This is a genomic window from Larkinella harenae, assembly GCF_054780515.1.
In genome coordinates, this window is record NZ_BAAGWE010000001.1 from 719,853 (window position 1) to 741,713 (window position 21,861).

Below are 21,861 nucleotides of genomic sequence, written 5' to 3' on the forward strand. Positions count from 1 at the left end.
AAACCGCTGACAGATCAAAATAAAATGGGCCAGACAACTCACTGTCTGGCCCATTTTATTTTGTCTTCTTGGGATTACCTGCCAATCGGTCGGATGCCTGATTTCCGGACGTCAGCTACAACAATAAACCGGTAACGGGGGTCTTTTTCAAAGAAATCCTTCGAGCTGCGGTAATGTTTCTGAGCGCGCTGGCGGGCTTCGGTAAATAGCTTTCGGGAAGCTTTCCGGCGACGAACCGGCATTACTTTGCGCAAATCCACATCACCAATCATCGACGTTTCCAGGCAGGCCAGGTCTTTATGCTCGGCATCACGGTAATACCCCAGTACGCAGTGATCGGCCATCAACACCAGCACCGGATCAATGTGAATCGAGCGCAGCACCGACGCCATCAACACCATGCCGTCGACGCAGTTGGCTTGTCGGTTGTTCCACGTCTGGTCAATTCGGCGGATGCGCTGGCTGTATAGATTGGCCGAAACGCCCGTGCTCGAGTTGGTAGAAATGGAGCTGTATTTGATGCCTTGTTTCTGCATGGCGTACCAGACGGAAAAAACCTGATCATCGACCCGCTTTTTATCGCCGGTCTGATAGCCGTCAAAGGCATCAACAATATCATTTTTCAACGCCTGACTCAATACTTCATCCACAACCGGATCGTCCTCGTTGATGTAAGCCACGTACATATAATTCAGGTCCAGATCGCCCGAACCGGTTTCGTCATCTTCCCAATAATAGGGACAGTCGTTGATCGAACGCATGGTAGCCACGATGGTGCGATGGCTCACTTTTTCGTTGTCAATGTACGTCGTAATCGTAAAATTGACGGGAGTTGGTTGCAGCAGACCGCGCAGCTTTTCGTAATTCCACGAAATACGGGGGTTGATTTCATAGTCTTTATCCGCTTCCTGCAAAACACCTTCAAAAATGGCGGCATCGCTAAACGGGGTCGCTCCGACTTCCACGCGCACCGACGTATTCAAGCCCGGATTGTGGAACATCACGGATACATTGCCGTCGCCATCACCTAATTTGTAGTTCTTGCTTTTTCCGGACATGGTGGCCCTTGCCAGCAGATAGGAAGGGAAAAGTTGCTGCTCCATGCCTACCATGACCGAAACCCGTTGCCGGTTGTTCAGTACAGTTTTGACAGGAGCTGACGAGACATGAGCGAGTGCTTCACCAGCGGTTTCGACAGAAGCTAACTGCGAAAAGCCCGGGGTACAAAACAAATAAAGCACACTAAAAACTAGCGTAGTACGCAATAATGTCATTTTCGGTTAAGTAGTTACGATATATTCTTCGGTCGGCTATGCGAATATACAAAATGCAGCTATTTTAATCAATAAATAACGGCTGGGAGGTGTCAACATTTTTTTGTACTATTGCGCGGATTTCAGAATTCATATGCGCGTTGTACTGGCATACATTTTATTGATTGCCACGCTGCTGCCAACTTGTAGTCAGTGGGGTACGATTGCGTATTACCACGCCAACAAGGACTATATTGCTAAAGTTCTCTGCGAAAACCGGGCCAAACCGCAGTTACGTTGTAACGGGCAGTGTTACTTGGCCAAACGGCTGAAAGCGCAACAGGAGCAGCAGGACAAAGCAACCACCGAACGCGTGCAGAAAACCCCCCATTTTCAACTGTTTGTTCAGGTTACCTCCTCTTTTCAATTTTCCCCGGTCGGTTTACCGGTTTTGGCGGACTTGCCCGCCTATCTTCTGAAAACCTACCAGGCCCCCTTTCATACGTTGCTCCAGCCTCCACGGGTTTGATGATCCGATAACGCACCGGTCAGGAGCGGGTGATCCCGTTTTTACGACCTGATCGGGGTATTGTTTTGACCATCCGTTGGTCAGCATTTTTCATCAAACCTAGCCATTTCATGCAAGTATTATACCGGCTCATTGCTGCGGTTTTCGTGGCAGTTGTGCCTCATTGGGTCATAGCCCAATCCCTTATTGAGGGAACGGTTTTAGACGCCCAAACCAAAGAACCGCTGGCGGGCATTACCGTTTCGTCGGACGATCATCAGAGCGGAACGGTAACGGACGCCAATGGTCATTTTTCCTTTCCGTCAACCACACCAACTGTCTTGGTTTCGGCGGTCGGGTACCGGTCCCAAACCGTAAAACCGACGGAAGGTCCGTTTCGGATTGCGCTGGAACCCGCGGTCGAAAACCTGCAAACTATTGTGGTAACGGCCAGCCGCGAAGCCCAGAAACGAACGGAAGCACCGGTGGCCATTTCCCGGTTGTCGTCCACGCTGATTGACGACACTAAACCGACGGTGCTGGCCGAACTGATCAATAAAACACCGGGCGTGGTCATGCTCAATTACAACAACGAGCAGCACGGCATGGGCATCCGGCAACCGTTTGGCACCAGCGCGTACTTCTTATACCTCGAAGATGGCCTGCCACTTCGGCCAATGGGCGTTTTTAACCACAATGCCCTGATCGAAATGAACCTGTTTACGGTCAGCTCGGTAGAGGTCGTCAAAGGTCCTGCTTCGTCGCTGTACGGCCCGGAAGCGGTCGGAGGGGCCATCAATTTCATTACACAGCGCCCTACGGCGGTGCCAACGTTTCGGATTGGTTTGCAGGGCGATCAGTGGCATTACGGTCGGATTCAGTACGGTGGGGGCGGAATGATCACCAAAAAGCTGGGCGTTTATGCGGGCGGTTTTTTTGCCCGGCAGCGCAATAGCTGGCAAAGCCGTTCCGATTACGACAAAGTATCGTTCAACGCCCGGGCCGAGTACGCGTTTACGGGCCGCACCCGGCTGACCGGTACGTTTTCCTACAACGATTATTACTCACAAACCGGCGGGAGCGTCGATAGCATCGCCTTTTACAACCGGCAGTATACGTCAACGTCCGATTTTACGTACCGCAACGTGAAGGCAATCCGTTCGCGTCTGACACTCGATCACCAGTGGAAAAATGGCTCGGACAGCTACGTGACGGTTTTTTACCGCGACAATTCGATTGGGCAGAATCCGAGCTACGGTATTCGCTGGACGAGTGGGTCAACGAAAGCAACGGGTCAGATCAATGTCAATGCCTTCAGCAGTTACGGACTGATTGCCCAGCATAGCCAGCGGTTGCCGTTCTGGAATGCCCGGTTGCTGGCGGGCGTCCTGGCTGATGTGTCGCCCACAACGTACAACGCCTACCAGATTGAGCTGGAAGCCCAGTTACGCCCCGACAAACGGTCGGTGCAACGGTACCGGCTGGTGGCCGAACGACCCGATCTCAAGCTGGCCGATTACGCTGCCAATATTCATAATTCGGCGGTTTACGCCCAGTTTGACCTGAATCCGTTGCCCGCCCTGCGTCTTTCGCTGGGCGGGCGGTTTGATCAGATGGCGTTCAGTTACGACAATTACCTGGATCAGAGCACCGGTCGAAAGGCTTATCGCCAGTTTACACCCAAAGTGGGCGTGACTTACGATTTGGGCCATGATCGCGGTTTGTACGGGAACTACAGCCGGGGTTTTTCACCACCGGGTCTGACATCGATTTTTACCAAGCGAACCAACGCTCAGCCGGGCGAATCGCAATTTTACTATAACCTGCAACCGGCCTATTTCAACAATTACGAAATCGGTGGCTGGGCATCGCTTTTAAACCGCAAGATTTACCTGGATATCGCTCTGTATCAGATGGAGGGACGCAACGAATTGCTCAATATTCGGCAACCTGACAACAGCACCGATTACCAGTCGGCGGGGCAGACGTTGCACCGGGGCATCGAGTACAGCCTGACGTACCGCCCGACCAGCGAATGGTTTTTCCGGTTTGGGGGGACCAACGCCGTGCACCGGTTTGTCGATTTTACGCTGAGTACCCGGACGTCGGACGTAGTCAAGAACGTGAACGGTTTTGACATGCCACAGGCTCCGCGCTGGATCGCCAATACCGAACTGACGTACAAACCGCGCTGGGCAAAGGGGCTACGGATGTCGGCAGAATGGCAGCGGATCGGTTCGTGGTATCAGAATCAGATCAATACGGTTTCGTACAACGACCGGGGTGCTTTCGGAGGACGGGGCGTCAGCGTGATCAATCTGCGGGCGGGTTATCCGTTCCGGCGGTTTGAGGTATTTGCCAACCTGATGAATGCAACCAACGAACTGTACGCAACCTCGGCTACGCGGGGCAATAATCCGACCGATCGCACGACCTACACCCCAGCTGCACCCCGGACGCTGGCGGGGGGAATTCAGTACAATTTTTCAAAATAAACCGTTCGCCGTTGCTGAGGGGCAACGCTTTTTAGCAACGGCGGAAAACCGTTTCAACCATGAAAAACACCATTTTAATCGCAGCTGCGCTCCTGCTGGGCTTTGTTGAAAAACCCGTCCGGGAGGTTCGGCTTTCGAATCCACAGTTTGTGGGCGCTACTCCGCGTCTGACGCGGGATCACCGTCAGAAACCCGTGCTGAGCTGGACGGAAAAAGAAGGCAAAACCGTAGCGTTCTATTTTTCTGTTTCGGACGACGATGGCCGGACGTTTGGCCCCAGAATCCGGGTCCAGACGCCAGCGGTTTTTTCGGCGCATGCGGAAGGAATGCCGAAAGTGGCTTTTAAAAAAGATGGTACCATTCTAGCCACCTTCGAAGTCTCCAAGCCAACCGATAACGCCCCCCGGGCCAGCGATCTGCTGTATGTTACCTCATCCGATGGCGGAAAAACCTGGACCGAACCAAAAGCCGTTCACCGGGATACGACGCCGGGAAAAGGGCACTCGTTCAGCAACATGAGTCGGCTGCCCAACGGGGAAATTGGCATTGCGTGGCTGGATGAAAAAGCACCCAACAAAGAAGGCCGGACCGTGAAATTTGCCCAAACCGTGAACGAGGGTGGATTTTCTGACGAGGTACTGGTGGACGATAACGCCTGCCAGTGTTGCCGTACCAACGTATTTGTTGATGCGCAGAACCGGATTCACGTCGCTTACCGCGATTTGCTCGACAGTGGTGCGCGTGACATCAGCCAGGCGGTGTCAACGGATGGTGGAAAGACGTTCACCCGGCCCAAAACCGTTTACAACGATGGCTGGAAAATCAACGCCTGTCCGCATACCGGTCCGGATGTGGCGCAGGTCGGCAACGATTTATTCGTAACCTGGTTTTCGGGGGGCGAAAAAACGCCGGGAATCAAGCTGGCGCGGCTGGGTTCGGAGCAGTTGGTGGCGGGTATCGTTTCCGATCGTACCAAACACCCGCAGGTGGCTTCGGTGAACGGTCAACTGGTCTGGTTGTGGGACGAATCAATGGAGGTTAAAACGCCAGAAGGAGAGAGTCGCTTCATTTCGAGGATCGGTATGCGAAAGGTCGTGAACGGCAAGGCGTTGCCCGTGACTTACCTCACGCCAACGGACGTCAATGCGCTTTATCCGGTCGTTCTACCCTCAAAAAAAGGCTTTTTGGTTGCGTATGAACAGCAGAAAGGAGGACAGAACAGCGTTATAGTAAGTAGATGGATTGAATTACTTTAAGCAACGTGTGACCATGAAAAACTACTTTTCCCTTTCCATGATGAGCGGATTTCTCTTTCTACTTGTTTTGCTGGCCTGCCAAAATGACCCGCTGGAGCCCGAATATGGTACCTTCCAGCTGCGGTTTGATAATGTAGTAGGAACGCGGGATTTACGCCTGGACAGTAGTACGACGTATACCAACGGAAGTGGAGAAACGTTTACGGTTTCCAGACTGAATTATTTTGTCAGCAACATCAAACTGAAGAAATCGGACGGTTCGGAGTATGTGGTTCCGCAGGATAGTAGCTATTTTCTGATCATGGAAAGTGATTCGCTTTCGCGGACGGTTTCACTGCGCAATGTTCCGACGGGCGATTATACGGAGGTTTCGTTTGTGCTGGGCGTAGACCCTGAGCGCAACAAAATGGGTATTGACCGGCGAACCGGCGCACTGGACCCGGCGGGTACGGCGGCTGGCATGTACTGGGACTGGAACTCGGGGTATATCTTCCTGAAACTGGAAGGTACTTCTCCCAAAGCCCCGGTTGATGCCACTGGAAAACGGAATTTTATGTACCACATTGGGTTGTTTGGCGGTTATGATGCCGCTCCGGGAACCTTGCCAACGATTAATAATGTAAAAACCATTTCGTTGCCGCTGGCTACCGCACGGCTGTTGCCGGATGGAGCAACAAATGTTACCATCAAAGCCGATGTACTGAAAATCTTTGACGGCGTAAAGCCCATCAGTATTGCGGCCAAGCCGAATATCATGGTGGCCAGAGAGTCAGAAGACGTGGCCGCTAATTATGCCAGAATGTTCAGTGTAGGTGGTGTTCAGGTGAATTAAGAATTTTGATAAGAGACACACTGTTTCATGGCCCGGAATATACTCCTTTACAGCTGGTTGTGTGCCGTTTTACTGCCGACGTTCAGTCGGTGGGGAACGATTGCGTACTTCCAGGTCAATAAGGAGTATATTACCCGGGTGCTCTGCGAAAACCGCACTCGGCCCGAATTGCACTGCGACGGTCACTGTTATCTGGCGCGGCAGCTCAGGGCGCAACAGGAAAAACAGGATCAGCAGACAGCGGAGGAGGTGCAGAATACACCCATTATCCAGTTGTACAGCCAGCCTCTCGTTCAGTTTGATTTTGCGGAGACGCCAGCGGTTCTACCAAACCGGGCGCTTTTTTACTACCAATTACTGACCTATTCGGCTCCGCTAGCCGATTTATTGCATCCTCCCCGGCGGTAATCAATCACTACATTTCTCAATAGAACCGTTGGCGCACTTTGTCCATGCTGCGTTCGGTCCAGGCCCGTGGCTGTCGACATCGGAATGCTCGACGGACTGGGGATCTTATTTATTTTAGTGTAGTTAGACCGTATAATCTTGGTTAATAATGAATTATCTGAAAAGTTTTCCGTTTTTTTGTTTGTTCAATCTCCTCATTTGGTCGTGCCAATCCGGGCAGGATCACCAAACACACCATCATTCGGAATCCGAGAGTCAGGCGACCGGGGCGGTTGCCGAGTTGGAGAAACAGGTGCTGGCGGTACACGATAGCTTGATGCCCCAGATGAGCGATTTGATGGAGTTGCAGGCAGAAGTGACCGCTAAAATCGCCCGGGCCGATGCGCCAGCGAAAGCGCGGGGAGCGCAGATCAGTCAGCAACTTACAGCGGCCGATGATGCCATGACGGACTGGATGCATCAATACAAGGGTGATACGCTTTCGCAACTCAGTCAGGAACAGGCATTGGCGTATCTGAAGATTCAACAGGGCAAGGTGGAGACCGTACGCCAGCACTTGCGCCAAAGTCTGGCCGATGCCCGGAAGTACCTGGCCGAATAAGAGCAAACGGGTTGGGGCGGAATTAACCTGAATGCTCGAACAATCATACGTTAACGGTTATCCGTTCGTTTTAAAAGCGTAAATTTGTTGTTGATCTAGAGAGAAAGGTTTAGAGATTGATATGAAGTCGTGGCAACATGCGGGAATTATAGCTGCCATCGTTTTTTACGCTTTTACGGTCGCGTGTCAGAGCGATTCGGGCGGAGATGGACCGATTGAGCCCGATCCGGGCACCAAACCGGTCGAGTTTCAGACAACGCCCTATGCCTGGCGAAAACCGGCAAATTTCGATGCAACGCACTACGACCTCGCCAAAAATCCATTGACGGTTGAAGGGGTGGCCTTGGGAAAAGCGTTGTTCTACGACGGCCTGCTGTCGAAAGACGGTAGCATCAGCTGCGCCTTTTGCCACCAGCCCGCTGCGGCCTTTGCGCATACCGATCATCCGTTGAGCCACGGCATTGGCGATAAAATCGGTACGCGCAATGTGCCCGGTATCCAGAATGTGGCCTGGAAGAAGGCTTTTTTCTGGGATGGTGGTATTGTTGACCTGGATCTATTGCCCATTGCGCCCATTCAGAATCCGGTCGAAATGGGCGATTCGCTGGGGAACGTGTTGCGGAAAGTGCGGGCCAGTGGCCGGTATCCGGCGATGTTCAAATCTGCTTTTGGAACGGAAGAAGTTACCACCGAACGGTTTTTAAAGGCGCTGTCGCAATTCATGCTGACGATGGTATCGGCCACGTCAAAGTACGACAAACACGTTCGGAAAGAAGCGGGCGTTGAACTGGGCGAGCACGAACAGCATGGGTTGGCCCTCTTCAAGCAGCATTGCGCCGGTTGCCACAGCGGGGAGCTGTTTACCGATCAGAGTTACCGGAACAACGGCCTGCGGATGCAGCTTGCCAACAGCAAAGACTACGATCTGGGCCGGTATCAGATTACGTTGAACCTGGACGATTACAACAAGTTTCGGGTGCCGAGCCTGCGGAACATCGAGCTGACGCCACCGTATATGCACGACGGACGGTTTCAGACGCTGGAGCAGGTGCTCGAGCACTACATCAACGATGTGCAGGATACGCCCCAGCTAGATCCCTTGCTGAAGAAAAATGGCAAACCGGGCATTTCGCTTACGCCCGATGAAAAAGCCGACGTGATTCTCTTTCTCAAAACCCTCACCGATTACGATTTCCGGAATGATCGGCGTTTCCAGCCGGATTAAGCGGTTTTCGTCAGTTTCGGTAGTAAGCCTGATTTTCCCGCGTGACAATGTCAATCGGCATGTATTGTTCTTTGTCGATGGGTTTGGAAAAAATCAGAAACTGGTACAGGGTCATGATGCTTCGGTAGCCCTGGTCTTCGGGTTGGTGGCAGATCAGGAAATCGATCAGGCCGTTGTCCAGGTAGTTCGCATTTTCTTTAATCAAATCGTACCCAATCAGCAGGGGTTTGTGCGCCCGGTTGGCCTGTTCCAGAAAACGTGCCACCAGAAAAGACCGCGAGTTGGTCACAAACAGCACATCAATGGCCGGATTGGCATCAAACAGCGGTTGGAGATTTCGGAACACCGATTGCTCATCGGTTTGGTGAATGTCGACCCGCAGGATGGGATACGGTTTGGCATGATCGGCAAAATAGGCCCGAAAACCCGCTTCGGTTTGCTGGTACGTGTAGCTGTCCGTGGCCGTTGCAATATTAACCACTAACAACTGGCTCGTCTCGCGCAGCGCGTACGTGCTTAATTTTGCGGCCAGGTAGCCACTCTGAAACAGCGGAGGACCGATGTAGGAAAGGTTTTGCTGGTTGGGCAGGTTTGAGTCGATGAAAACGTAAGGAATTTTTTTATCCGCACAGGCCGCAATGAATGTTTGAGCTTCCTTGATAAACATTGGGGTCAGCACGACGCCGTCGATGGGTGATTCCAGGATGGTGTTGGCCTGATTGATGAAGGATTGCGGATCGCTGAGATCAAAGAAGAACAAATCAACTTGTAATCCGTACTGGCTGATTTCGGTGGTGGCCCGCTGAATGCCCCGCAGTGGCGCGTCCCAGAACTCGGTTTCTTCAGTAACGGAGGGAATCAGAACGGCCAGCTTGATAATTTTGCCGGAAGCCAGTCGCCTGGCCAGCATATTAGGCTGGTAATTGAGTTCCGCAATGATTTTATTAATTTTGTCGCGCGTTTTAACCGATACGCCAGCCCGGTTGTGGATAACCCGATCAACGGTCGCGATGGTTACATTGGCCCGGCGGGCAATTTCTTTAACGCCCTGTAGTTCTTTTTTTTCCATAGTTGGCTTTCCGGAAATACAAATATACCTTCAAAATGACGGCGTCAAAAACCGCTCGTCAAACTGAGCGGTTTTTGACGCCGGGCATTCTCGCTACGCCGGAAAGTTCTACTGAGCCGTGCCGGGGTTAGGCCAGACGCGATGCGCTGTCGTTATCGGCGTAGAGAATGGCGTTTTCGTGCAGCCGCAGTACCGTGGAAGGATACTGCTCACTCACGGGCGAAAGCAGCGTGTGGTAGATTGCCGGGGCTTTGTTGATACCGGGCACCATGCAAAAAACGTGGGGTGCCTGCATCAGGGCCGGAACCGTCAGCGTCAGCGCGTGCGTCGGAACATCTTCAAACGTGTTGAAGCAGCCATCATTCACCTGCTGCTGACGGCAGGCGTTGTCCAGATCGACGACTTTCACCAAAACCGGATCGTTGAAATCCGCCACGTGGGGGTCGTTGAAGGCAATGTGGCAATTTTCGCCAATGCCCATGCAAACCACATCGACGGGCTGGTTTTGGAGCAAGGTACTATACCGTTCACATTCAGCGGATAAATCCGGTGCATTTCCATCCAGGTAATTGACGGTTTGGAAAGGAAGAAGATCGAAAATCCGTTCTTTCAGAAAGTTACCAAAACGCTGCGGAGCCTCTTCCGGCAATTGCACATACTCGTCCATATGAAAGGCGCAGACCCGGCCCCAGTCGATGCCTTGCTGCCGGCACAAAGCCGCCAGAAATTCTTCCTGCGAAGGGGCAGCGGCAAAAATCACGGAAACCGTATCCTGCCGCGCTAATAAATTTCGCAGGCAGTTGCCAACGTCCTGGGCGGCATTTTCGCCCAGCAGGTTACGGTTGTCAAACCGGCGGAAATCAAGTTGTTGGGTATTCGATTGACTAATCATTCGGTTGGTTTCTAATTTTCACAGTATGGGTTGCAAAGGACGGCGCGATTTCACAAAGCCATATAATCCGGTAATCCGGCCTTTTACCACAGTTAATTATACAGCACAGGCTTCCACGGCATCCTATCCGTGGATCACGACCGTTGATTTTTAATGCGTTGTGGTGCTGTGCCAGTTTGATTCATGAACAGTCGGGTTGTCAGACCCGGAGACACGCCATCGGCGAATCTTGTGACCGTAAAAGGCATAATAGGCCAAATATAGGTAGCAGGGAAACAGAACCCAATAGGCTTCCCGAAGACCGTACCGATCAGCCAGGTAACCATAGATCAGGGGCAGGATGGCATTACCGCTTAGTCCCATGATCATCAGGGCTGCGCCTACTTTGGTAAACCGTCCCAACCCATCAAGCGCCAACGGCCAGATGCTGGCCCAAACCAGCGAATTGGCCAGGCCCAGCAAAACAATAAACCAGATGGAAACGTCGGCTTGATGACCTAGAAATGTTACGCTGCTTTTGGCAAAAATGATGAGTAAGGTAAAAGCCAACCCCAATACCGTACAGATTCGGAATACATTCACCTGGCTGATACGTTTGGGAATCAGGATGATACCCAGCAAATAGCCGCAAATGGAAGCTGACAGCGTATACGACGGAAACGTTTTGGCCTCCAGTAGGGAAATGCCCATCGAACTGGCGTACCCGATGATGGTATCAATGGATATTACCTGCGTTCCAACGTGCAGAAAAATGGCCAGGGCCCCTAAAACCAGGTGCGGAAACTGAAGGATGGACGTTTTTCCGACGTTGGCAGCCGCTACTTCGGTGGTTTCCTGCTCGGTGTTGATTTCGGGTAAAGGCGAGTAACGCACCAAAATGCCCAGCCCAATCAGTACGCAACCCATCACCGAATACGGAACAATGACCCGCCGAACCAGTTCATCCAGCGCCTGTGATCTCTCGGTGGGCGACATGCCCGGCAACTGACTGAAAAGGTCGGTGTCGGTGGCCCGCAGAATGACCGCAGCAAACAGGATGGGCGCCAGAATCCCGGCGGCCTTGTTGCCAATGCCCATAATGCTGATGCGTTGGGCGGCCCGTTCTTTCGGCCCTAAAACCGTAATGTACGGATTGGCAGCGGTTTGCAGAATAGCGAGCCCAACCCCAATCATAAACAGCCCCAGCAGAAAAATTTCGTAGGTCCGCATCAGGGCCGCCGGTACAAAAATGAAAGCGCCCAGCGCCATCACCCAGAAACCAACCATCATCCCTTTCTTGAAACCAACGGCTTTCAGCAGGTACGACGAGGGGACCGACATTAGGAAATAAGAAATGTAAAACGCGAACGTAACCAGGTACGACTGAAAATTCGTCAGTTCGCAGGCAATCTTGAAATACGGGATCAGAATGGCGTTCACCCAGGTTACAAACCCGAAGACAAAGAACAGCAGCCCGATCAGCGCAATGGAAATACGCGTATCCCGCTGACTCAGCGATCCTACTTCAACAACTTTTCCTTGATTTTTCATGAAAATTAAAGCTAAACGGTGGGTTCCCAGCCCCGCTGGTATTCACGCTTCCAGTATTGCTGCGCCTGGCGGTTGTTTTTGATATGGCCGTTGGAGGGGTCAATTTCCAGCGTTCCACCCGACCGAAGGGCAATGTTCCCCAACTGACACAGCAACGTACTTTGGTGCCCACTCAGAATGTCGGCGTTCAGAGCGGTTCCTTTTTTGATGCCGTCAAAAAAATTCTGGATGTGAATCGCGTCCAGCGCCTGCGACGGATTCATCCGGTCGCGGGCATTGATGACCACATTGTTTTTTACTTCCTTCACCAGTTTGTTATCCAGGTCATAAACCGTGTAGGCATTTCCCCCGTCAATTTGTAGCGAACCGTTATCGCCGTAGAAAACAACGCCAACGCTGCTGCCTTCAATGGTACGCCCGTTGCAGCTGCGTCCTTCCCAGGTCATGGCCGTGTTGTTTGGAAACTCTAGGTTAATCACCTGTGTATCGGGCGTTTCCCAATCGTCTTTGTAGCGATACCGCCCGCCCGAGGAGGTCACGCGGTTGGGGTAGGTAACGTCGAGGCCCCAGCGCATCAGGTCCAGCATGTGGGTACCGTTGTTGAGGGCTTCGCCGGTTCCCCAGTGCCAGAACCAGTGCCAGTTGTAATGCACCAGGTTATCCTTGAAGGCTTGCCGGGGGGCGGGTCCCTGCCACAACTCATAATTGAGCCACGACGGCACGGCGGCCTCTTTGCCGACGCCGATGGACGCCCGGTTGTTGGTATACCAGCCTTTGGCGAAATAAGGCCGTCCGATTATTCCTTCCCGAACCGCCTTGACACCAGCCGCTACGTTGGGCCACGACCGGCGCTGGTTGCCCATCTGAATGACGTTTTTGTATTTTTTGGCAGCCTGCACCAGAATTTCCCCTTCGTTCGGATTGTGGCTACACGGTTTTTCCAGGTAAACGTGTTTGCCCGCTTTCGACGCCAGAATAGCGGCTGGTGCGTGCCAGTGATCCGGTGCGGCTACTACAAGAGCGTCCAGGTCTTTGTCTTCCAGTGCTTTCCGAAAATCGGGCACGTTCCGGGGTTTGGATTTCTGAATGCCTTCAACTGTGGTGATGCATTTGTCAGCCGCGCGGGTGTCTACGTCCGAAACCGACCGGATTTCGCAGTTGGGTTGCAGGGCAAAATTACTGGCCAGGGCCAGTCCGCGGCTGTTGACCCCCATCATACCCACCTGAATGCGTTCATTCGCTCCCAGAATCCGGGCGTAACTTTTGGGACTGAAACCGGGCAGCATTCCACCCAGCGTTAACGTAGCCGTGCCGGCCAGTGTCTGGCCCAGAAACGTTCTCCGCGATTGGCCCGAACGGGCCGTGTCTTCTGTGTTCTGTGTTGATTGAATCATTGTACTCGTTTTGGTTAAAAATGAAAAAATGGCGGAATTACCGATTGGCCGATAGGGTCAGAAACCGGGTGATGTCAGCCTGCATGGATTGGGTGATCCGATTAATTTCAGGGGGCATCTGAAAAAGCAAGGCGTCGGTTTTCTGGTAATGAGTGTACACGGCTTTCACCCGGTTCATGGCCGACTGCACTGCCAGCGGATCGGCGTGACGGTTCAGGCTGGGAGAAATCACCAGCAGCGGACGCGGGGCAATGCAGGCCATCATGTCATCAAAGTCGACCGGCGTTTGCTGCGGAGTATCGGCGTAAAGACCCAGCCGGGGCAAAAAACCGTGTTGATGCGAATAATTCTTCAGGCTTTCGTACTGTTTGGTACTCGCTCGCCAGGGCGAAAATGCGGCCACCACGGCTACACCAGCAATTCGCGGGTCCAGCGCAGCCGCCATCAGTGCGACGCTTCCGCCCAGGGTTTCGCCCAGAACATAAATCTGTTTTCCATCGATCCCTGCGTAGGTCTCCAGGGCATCGACACAGGCCCGTACATCGCTCACCATCCTGCCCATTTTGGACCAGGTCGGGAAACGTTCGTAGAAGTAACGCCCTTCTTCCTGACGGTTTCCAAACCCGACCAGGTCGATGGCCAGCACCGCAAATCCCTGATCCAGCAAATGTTGAAAGAGTGCTTCGTTGCCCCGTCCACCTTCCGGTTTGTAACCAACGGCATAACCCGTGTTGTAGTTGTAAGCGTGCAGGTAAATAACCACCGGTCTTTTTTGGGCAGAATTATCGGCGGGCTGGTATAGGGTGCCGCTCAGGTGGTCACCGATGGCGGAATAGGGCCCCAGGTACGTGACCGTCGCACGTTTGGGCCGGGGGCGGCCCATAATTCCGTCGATCCAGTCGACGCGGTCGATGGTAGTGGGCGCAACGGGAGCGGGTTTGGCCCCCGCCGGTTCGTCGCCCAGCAGCCAGTTGAGCCGTTCGCGAATGGTTTTTTGCTGGCGGCCAATTGCCACGGTATCCGCTGTTTCACCCAGTTTGATGGTGGGCCAGAGCGGGCGGGCGGTTTTTGTCGTCTGGAGCCATTTTTCGTACGAAAAGTCGCAATAGCGCACATTTTCCCAGGGTATGTTTCGCTTTTTAAACTGGTTGTCCAGAAAATCCAGCGTCCGTTCCACATCCCGCGTCGTTACGGCGTGTTCGCCCATGCGGGGCAGCAAGCCAATCTGGTTGGGCGAGCCCAGGAAATCATACACGGTTTTGACCGATTGGAAACACTGCTCATTCGCCCACGGATTCAGCTGTCGTTCCACGGTTGAGTAGGTGAGCAACAAACCGCGGGGGGCAACCAGCGCCAGTAGCTGGTTCTGGTCGATGGGCAAGCGGTCTTCCCGGCCGAATAAAAATCGTAATCGCGGGTGAAACCAGTGAGCCGCATTGGCACAGATGTCGTCGAGGGTCTGGTTGCCATACTGCGGGTCGCTAAATCGCCAGGGGGTAATGCCGCCCGTTCCGCAACTGCTGGAAATCACGGCGGCAAACCGCTCGTCGAAGGCGGCCGCCCACAGCGCCTGTTTGCCATTCCGCGAATGCCCCGTAATCGCAATCTGGGCCGGATTCACGTCGGGGCGGGTAATCAGATAATCCATGACCCGCGACGCACCCCAGGCCCGGCGCATCAAACCCGTGAAATCGTAATCGGGGTAAAGAGCCTGATAGGCCTGGGTATCGTCTTTGGTATCAGCCGCGGCATACACACAACCGATGTAGCCCCGCTTTACGGCCAGTTGCGCCCAACCCCGGTGCGTCCAGGGAGCCATGTAGACGGGTAACGGTCCTTTTTTCGACGGAACCATCAGCTCCAGTGTCATCCGGCCCCGGTTTTCAGGGCCGAACGACAGCTCAATCAGCTGAACCAGAACCCCACCTTCCTGGCGATTGGATAGAATCCGGGCCTTGACGGAAGGGGGAGCGGGAGGAACCGTGCCGCCAATCCAGTGCTGAAACGCCTGCCTGATGCGTTTTTTTTCCTGTTGCCATTCGGCTGCGGTTTTCATGCGTTTGCCGGTTTGGGCAGACAGAAGCGGATCCGGAAGAAAGGGAATGGACGGCAGGAGCGAAAAATCCGGCGGCAATTCGCCCGTTCGTCGTTGCCAGTCCAGCCAGGTACTATCCTGAAGCGTCACCCGCCGACTGATCGGGTGCCGGTGGTCCTGCCGGACGTTCAGGAGCAGCGATTCGTCCAGATACTGCTTTCGCCGGGCCATATCGCCCTGCGCCCGGAGCGACGTTGCCCAAAAAACACCCAGCAAACTAGTCAGCCAAAAGGAATACCGCATGATGGACAGGATTTACGAATCAGTTAAAATAAAAAAGATAAGGCGGTTTTAGAACGTATAATGCGGATTTTGCTCCAGCGCCTTGTTGCGGTTCCAGGCATCGCGGGGAATGGGAAACAAAATCGGGACGGTACTCAGCCACGGTTTTTTGTCGATTTCCAGGTCTTTGATGTTGGGCCGGTTGGCTTTGATAAAGTTGATAAACCGGCCCCGGCGGTTGAGATCGGAGAAGGCCCCGGCCGGTTCCCAGATAAATTCCATGCGCCGTTCGTAGAAAATAGCATCCAGCACCTCGGTTTTGGCCAGCGTCGTCGGTTTGGCGGCAAGACCAGCGCGGGCGCGAATCCGGTTGACCTGCTGCATGGCCTCCTGGGAACGCCCCACTTCGTTGAGAGCTTCCGCGTAATTCAGCAGGGCTTCGGCAAACCGGAGCACGGGCGGATTGACTCCGCCGTTGGCCACCACCGGGCCTTCCCAGTATTTGGTAACGATATACCCCGTTCGGGACCACCCGGCGGGAACGTCTTTCGGCATCACGAAGGCAGGCATGTCCTGGTGGGCTTCGCCGGGTCCGATGATGACGCTCCAATACCGTTTGTCGATTATTTTGCCGCTGGCATCTTTCTCAAAAGCATTCACCCATTGGGCTTGGGGCACGAAGTTACTCCAGGCCGCACTCCCGCTGTATTGCGACGGCGATCCGCGGGGGGCGGTGCGTTTCACGAGGTTGTTGCCCTCGGCATCGGGCGAAACCCGAAACTGCGTCGAGAACAAAATCTCCTTGTTATTTTCGTTGGCTTCGCGGAAAACATCGCGGAAGTTCGGGATCAGGTCATGCACTCCGGCGGTCATCAGGTCTTCGCTGTATTTGACGGCTTCGGCCCATTTTTGCTGCCACAGACTGGCTTTTACCAGGTAGCCCAGTGCTGCGCCTTTGGTGGCTCGGCCGATGTCGGCGGTTTCTTTCCAGGTAGCTGGCAGGGTAGTGGCGGCTTCCTGGAAATCGGTTTCGATCTGCTTCCAGGTTTCGGCAGCCGTGGCCCGCGGAATGGACAGGTTGGAGGACGCATCCAGTTTTTCCAGAATGAGGGGAACACCGCCGAAATAATTGGCCAGCCGGTAATAAAACAAGGCTCGTAAAAATTTGGCCTGACCCAGAATCAGCGTTTTCTTTTCGGCGCTGAGGCCCGTCATTTTGTTGACTCCGTCGATCACCAGGTTCGCGCGGCCGATTCCGAGGTAAGCTGCCTGATAGACGTCCCGAATGATGGTGTTACTGGAAGGCAGATTCAGGGAATGCAATTCGATCCGGTTGGCGCTGCCGTCCATTTCGTACATATCGCCCGACATGGCCCACTCGATATCGGCGGCATCCCGCACGTTTGCGAATGTTTCTTCGCGTTGCAAAACCGCATACGTTCCGATCAGGGCCGCTTGAGCATCCGACTCGGTCAGGAAAAAGTTGGCATCCGTCAATACATCCTTGGGCGTCAGTGTCAGAAACGAATCACTGCACGCGGTGGCCGTCAGCAACAAACCGACAAGAACCAGTTGGTTAATATACTTGCGCATGATTTCGGTTGGGTTAGAAGGTCAGATTGATGCCCGCCATGAAGGTTCGGGGTTGCGGGTAAACGCCGTCGTCGATACCGGCCTGCAACGGATTCAGGCTGCCGATTTCGGGATCGAAACCCGAATATTTGGTGAACGTGAACAGGTTCAGAGCCGAGACGTACACGCGGGCACCCTGGAAAGCCCGGGTCCGGGAGAGCAGGGCCGCCGGAATCCGGTAGCCCAGCGTGACGTTGCGGACGCGGAGGTAGTCGCCGTCTTCCACGTAAAAGGTCGAGCTGTTGCCAAAGTTGCCGTTGGCGTCCGTGTATTGCAATTTGGGAACGTCGTTGCGGCCGCTTCCGGGCGTCCAGCGGTTCAACACGTCTTTGACCCCGTTGATGACGCCCGACCCTCCGAAATACTTCAGCGGGTAAACCGACCGGCGGTTGGCGTTGTAAATCTGGCTGCCGCCAATGCCCTGCATAATGATGTTCAGATCAAAGCCTTTGTAGGACAGATCGGCGTTGGCACCGTACATAACCGTCGGCCACGGACTTCCGATCCGCACCTGATCGGCATCCGACAGTTTGTTGTCGCCGTTGATATCCCAGAACCGGAAATCACCCGCCTTGGCGTTGGGTTGCAGGGTTTTATTGACTTCGTCGTCGGTTTGGTAAATACCGTCAACCTGATAGCCCCGGTAATAGCCAATGGGTTGCCCAACTTCGGTGTACGTCGCCCGCATATCAAAGTAGCCGGAAACCGCAGCGCCCGTGATGGGCTGACCGACGCCCAGACTTTTTACCTCGTTTTTCAGCGTCGAGAAGTTTGTGTTGACGTCGAACCGGAATTGACCCACGCGGCCCCGGTAACCCAGTAAGAACTCCCAACCCCGGTTTTGCACCTTGCCGCCATTGACCGAAGGCGCATTCTGAAAACCGGCTTCGACGGACACCGGCAGACTCACCAGCATATCTTTGGTGTTTTTGACGTAATAATCGGTGGTCAGGTAGAGCTGGTCGTTGAGGAAAGAGGCATCAATACCCACGTTGGTTTGTTCGCTGACCTCCCATTTCAGGTTCGGATTTCCCGGCCGCGACATACTGGCTCCGATGATCAGCCCCTGATTGGTGCCCAGCACATAGTTGTCGTTGACGGTTCCGATCTGGATGGTACTCAGATACCCAAATGAGCCAATGGCGTCGTTCCCCAGTTGGCCCCAGCTTCCGCGCAGTTTCAGCGAGTTAATGGCCGGAATCCCTTTCATAAAGGCTTCGTCAGACAGGTTCCAGCCCGCCGATATGGACGGGAAATTGCCCCATTTGTGCGTCGGTCCGAAGTTGGACGAACCGTCGCGTCGCAGGCTGACGGAGAACAAATACCGCTCTTTGTACGAATAGTTGACCCGGCCCAGGTACGATGCCAGAGAATACAGTGAACCGGTTCCGGTTGCCCGGCGCTGGGTATCGTTGCTGCCGTTGATCACCTGTAGCTGCTCATTCTGGAAATCCAGCGCCGTGACCGACACCCAATCCGAAACGTTTTTCTGGGCAGTTTGCCCCACCACGGCACTAATCCGGTGAGCACCCACTTCGGTGGAGTACGAAAGCGTGTTTTCAATCAGCCAGTTAAGGCCCTGCGTAAACGTATTCCCCAAACGGGCCTGCAGGTTCCGATAATGGCCGCGCTCCGCTTTCGGCTCCCAGGTCGTGGCCCGGTTGTTATTGGCGTCAATACCTACGCTGGTACGCCATTTCAAGCCCCGAATTACTTCATACTCCCCAAACATATTGCCGTACAGGCGCAGGTTGTACAGGTTGTTCTGAATGGATTGAGCGCGCAGCAGCGGATTGTCGCCCTGCGTGGTATAATACGCTGAAGAGCCGTTGACCACATCATTGGGGCCGAGCGTCGGGTAGAATTGCTGGGCCAGGTTGAAAATACCGATGCGCAAATCCTGGTTCTGCTGTCCGCGGGCTTGTGAATAGGCGAGTGCCATCGTTCCACCAAATTTCAGCTTGTCATTCACAATCAAATCGGCGGTGGCGCGGGCGGTGTAGCGTTTGTACCAGGTTTCGATCAGAGTTCCCTGCTGATCCCGGTAACCGAGGGTCAACGCGCCTTTCAGTTTCTGACTGCCTCCCGAAATGCTGAGATCGACGTTTTGTAGCGGAGCACTCCGAAAAACCTGGTCAATCCAGTCGGTTCCCTGGCCAAACGATGCTGGATTGGCCCATTCCGGATTGGGCGTCATACCCGAGTTGGTATACAGTTCGTTAGCCAGGGTAGCAAACTCCTGTCCGTTCAAAAAATCGGGCTTTTTCCACAATTGCTGCACACCGGTATAGGCGTTCAGGCTTACTTTCGCCTGACCTTCTTTACCGCGTTTTGTTGTAATCAGAATCACGCCATTGGCCGCCCGTGCGCCATAGATGGCTGCTGCTGCGGCATCTTTCAAAATTTCTACGGATTCAATATCGTTCGGGTTAATGATGGACAACCCATCGACCTGATCCGAACTGCCGCTAATGCCCATGTTGCCTCCACCGAGCGGAAAACCGTCAACCACATACAGCGGTTGGTTACCCCCCGTCGTTCCGACACCCCGAATCCGAACCGATGCGCCCCCGCCGGGAGCACCACTGGTCTGGCTGATGAATACACCCGGCACCCGCCCTTGTAGGGACGACGTTACGCTGTTGGTGGCCACTTTCTGCAATTCCTCCGCTTTTACGGACGAAACCGATCCGGTCAGTTCGCGTTTGAGCTGGGTTCCATATCCCACGACTACCACTTCGTTGAGCGAAGAAGCCGCCTGAGCCAGCACCACGTTAATTGTTGTCTGACCTTCGACTTTCACTTCCTGGGTGGTGTAGCCGATGTAGGAAAACACCAGAATGTCGTTCGGTTTGGCATCGATGCTGTAGCGGCCCTCGCCGTCAGTGGAAACGCCCCGCGTTGAGCCCTTGATGGCAACGTTGGCACCCGGCAAGGGGGATTGAGCGACGTTGTCCCGAATAACTCCTTTGATCGGGGTACTGGTTTGGGCCGACGCTGGTAGGATGGCCAGCATCATTAATAGCCCTAGGCAGGCCAGAGGCCACAGAAGGCGGGGCACTTTTGGGGGAGCAATTGTCATGGCGTAAAAGGTTTAAGCATAGGAATACGTGGAAAAATCAGTCAATGAGTTGGATTAACTGAATCAAAATCCATTTTCCGGGTACGTACCCGGAAACGGAGCAAAAAAAGGCAATTACGATTTTTGCGCTTTTTTAAGGACGCTAGCCAGACTCACCGGAGCTCCTCCCTGGCGTTTGCTTTCGTCGGCGGCTTCCATAAAGGCGAAGATTTCGAGCGTCTCGGCGGGTTTGATCGGCGTCTCACCCGTTTCGAAGAAATGAATAATGTCTTTTAGCAGAGGGTTGTACCCTCCGTAAGGACCCAGCGTTACATTTCCATTTTTGGTATAAACCGTGCCGCCGTACTCGTGCTTACCCGTTCGGGTTCCGCGGAAAGTGCCTATGCGTCCGTCATTCCAGATACCAATCACGATATCGGTGTCGGGCGTGTTGACCCGGGTGACCTGCTGACAGCCGGTTCCCATGGCGGTAAATAGGGCTTCGACGCCGTGAATACCGTACCAGAACAGGTCGGGGTGCGTTTTTTCCAAAACCGCCGGGCTATACGTGTCGGCACCAACTACCTGACTCTTGTCAACATCCGGCATTCCTTTGATGTAGCGCAATGACGATGCGGAGAAAACGGGTACGCCTTTTTGTTTTGCGGTTTCAAAAATGGCGACGGCGTCGGCGAGGGAAGCCGCAACGGGCTTGTCGATAAAAACTCGTTTGCCCGCAGAAAAAACTTTTGTTGCCTGTTCCCGATGCAGCCGGCCATCGTTGGTTTCCAGCATCACCACATCTACTTTTTTTAGCAAGGCATCAATGGAATCAACGATTTCGACACCTAGTTTTTTGACCTCTTCAATGTAGCCGGGAATGCGCTTTACGCTGCTTTCAATGTCATTGCTTCCTTTTGGGTAAGCCGCCACTACCCGGTAGCCCGCCCAGTCTGGATTCGGTGTCGGGTTGTTTAGTTCTTTCGTGAAGGCGATGCTGTGGGAGGTGTCCAGTCCAATAATTCCCACTTTTTTCCCCTGAAGCGGTTCGGTAACAGAAAGGCTATGGGCACCAAAAGGAAGTAGATAAGCCCCGAAACCGGCTGAAGCAGCTGTCACGGAGAACTTTCTACGGCTAAGCGTATTTGCCATATAAAATTCTAGTAAGGTAAGGGTTTAGGAAAGCGTGTACGTACCCGAAATATCAACAGCAAAATTTTATAAAGCAAATATTTTCTGATTTTATTGGATGGGCTCTGGTTTTCGTGCAGCTAGTAGAAATGGTACCGACGCTGAGAAATACACTGGTCGGCCTGAAATACGCCTTCTGGTTGGCAATGCTATCCGGCGCTGAAACGATAAAAGCTGTAAAAAACAAACGTGCCGGG

At 53.6% G+C, this 21,861-nt stretch carries 16 protein-coding genes; 7 read left to right on the forward strand and 9 right to left on the reverse strand.

The features are described 5' to 3' along the window. Positions 1 to 74: 74 nt before the first annotated feature. On the reverse strand, positions 75 to 1,274 hold the full coding sequence (locus tag ACYVH9_RS02950) for a hypothetical protein (RefSeq protein ID WP_460634798.1): 1,200 nt from the start codon (positions 1,272 to 1,274) through the stop codon (positions 75 to 77). A 133-nt stretch (positions 1,275 to 1,407) separates the two neighbouring features. Here ACYVH9_RS02950 and ACYVH9_RS02955 point away from each other — a divergent pair, with 133 nt between their 5' ends. From ACYVH9_RS02955 to ACYVH9_RS02985, 7 genes are all read left to right on the forward strand, one after another. Further along, complete coding sequence (locus ACYVH9_RS02955; RefSeq protein WP_460634799.1) at positions 1,408 to 1,782, forward strand: hypothetical protein; 375 nt, start codon at positions 1,408 to 1,410, stop codon at positions 1,780 to 1,782. 110 nt (positions 1,783 to 1,892) lie between these two features. Continuing rightward, complete coding sequence (locus ACYVH9_RS02960) at positions 1,893 to 4,256, forward strand: TonB-dependent receptor (RefSeq protein WP_460634800.1); 2,364 nt, start codon at positions 1,893 to 1,895, stop codon at positions 4,254 to 4,256. A 59-nt stretch (positions 4,257 to 4,315) separates the two neighbouring features. Then, positions 4,316 to 5,512 (forward strand): exo-alpha-sialidase, encoded by a 1,197-nt coding sequence (locus tag ACYVH9_RS02965; RefSeq protein WP_460634801.1) that lies wholly within the window; start codon positions 4,316 to 4,318, stop codon positions 5,510 to 5,512. Positions 5,513 to 5,525: 13 nt separating this feature from the next. Next, a complete protein-coding gene (locus ACYVH9_RS02970) occupies positions 5,526 to 6,344 on the forward strand; it encodes an MbnP family protein (protein WP_460634802.1) in 819 nt (272 codons plus the stop codon). A 27-nt stretch (positions 6,345 to 6,371) separates the two neighbouring features. Next, positions 6,372 to 6,752, forward strand: a complete 381-nt coding sequence (locus tag ACYVH9_RS02975) for a hypothetical protein (RefSeq protein ID WP_460634803.1) — start codon at positions 6,372 to 6,374, stop codon at positions 6,750 to 6,752. 148 nt (positions 6,753 to 6,900) lie between these two features. Continuing rightward, positions 6,901 to 7,353, forward strand: a complete 453-nt coding sequence (locus tag ACYVH9_RS02980) for a hypothetical protein (protein WP_460634804.1) — start codon at positions 6,901 to 6,903, stop codon at positions 7,351 to 7,353. Positions 7,354 to 7,474: 121 nt separating this feature from the next. Continuing rightward, positions 7,475 to 8,578: a cytochrome-c peroxidase gene (locus ACYVH9_RS02985; protein WP_460634805.1), complete on the forward strand. Its 1,104-nt coding sequence runs from the start codon at positions 7,475 to 7,477 to the stop codon at positions 8,576 to 8,578. Positions 8,579 to 8,588: 10 nt separating this feature from the next. On the opposite strand, the gene ACYVH9_RS02990 is transcribed toward ACYVH9_RS02985, so the two are convergent. The 8 genes from ACYVH9_RS02990 to ACYVH9_RS03025 form a co-directional block, all read right to left on the reverse strand. Then, complete coding sequence (locus ACYVH9_RS02990) at positions 8,589 to 9,647, reverse strand: LacI family DNA-binding transcriptional regulator (protein WP_460634806.1); 1,059 nt, start codon at positions 9,645 to 9,647, stop codon at positions 8,589 to 8,591. A 127-nt stretch (positions 9,648 to 9,774) separates the two neighbouring features. Beyond that, positions 9,775 to 10,539 carry a glucosamine-6-phosphate deaminase gene (locus ACYVH9_RS02995; RefSeq protein WP_460634807.1) on the reverse strand — a complete coding sequence of 255 codons (765 nt, stop codon included), beginning with the start codon at positions 10,537 to 10,539 and terminating at the stop codon, positions 9,775 to 9,777. Positions 10,540 to 10,689: 150 nt separating this feature from the next. Next, the gene (locus ACYVH9_RS03000; protein WP_460634808.1) at positions 10,690 to 12,069 is read right to left on the reverse strand and encodes a sugar MFS transporter; all 1,380 of its coding nucleotides are present in this window, start codon (positions 12,067 to 12,069) and stop codon (positions 10,690 to 10,692) included. 11 nt (positions 12,070 to 12,080) lie between these two features. Continuing rightward, positions 12,081 to 13,463, reverse strand: coding sequence for a Gfo/Idh/MocA family protein (locus ACYVH9_RS03005; RefSeq protein WP_460634809.1), 1,383 nt, complete (start codon positions 13,461 to 13,463; stop codon positions 12,081 to 12,083). 37 nt (positions 13,464 to 13,500) lie between these two features. Next, complete coding sequence (locus ACYVH9_RS03010; protein WP_460634810.1) at positions 13,501 to 15,801, reverse strand: alpha/beta hydrolase; 2,301 nt, start codon at positions 15,799 to 15,801, stop codon at positions 13,501 to 13,503. 48 nt (positions 15,802 to 15,849) lie between these two features. Beyond that, positions 15,850 to 17,373 (reverse strand): RagB/SusD family nutrient uptake outer membrane protein, encoded by a 1,524-nt coding sequence (locus ACYVH9_RS03015; RefSeq protein WP_460634811.1) that lies wholly within the window; start codon positions 17,371 to 17,373, stop codon positions 15,850 to 15,852. Between the two features lie 13 nt (positions 17,374 to 17,386). Beyond that, positions 17,387 to 20,494, reverse strand: a complete 3,108-nt coding sequence (locus ACYVH9_RS03020) for a SusC/RagA family TonB-linked outer membrane protein (RefSeq protein WP_460634812.1) — start codon at positions 20,492 to 20,494, stop codon at positions 17,387 to 17,389. 114 nt (positions 20,495 to 20,608) lie between these two features. Beyond that, the gene (locus ACYVH9_RS03025) at positions 20,609 to 21,625 is read right to left on the reverse strand and encodes a Gfo/Idh/MocA family protein (RefSeq protein ID WP_460634813.1); all 1,017 of its coding nucleotides are present in this window, start codon (positions 21,623 to 21,625) and stop codon (positions 20,609 to 20,611) included. Positions 21,626 to 21,861 lie beyond the last annotated feature (236 nt).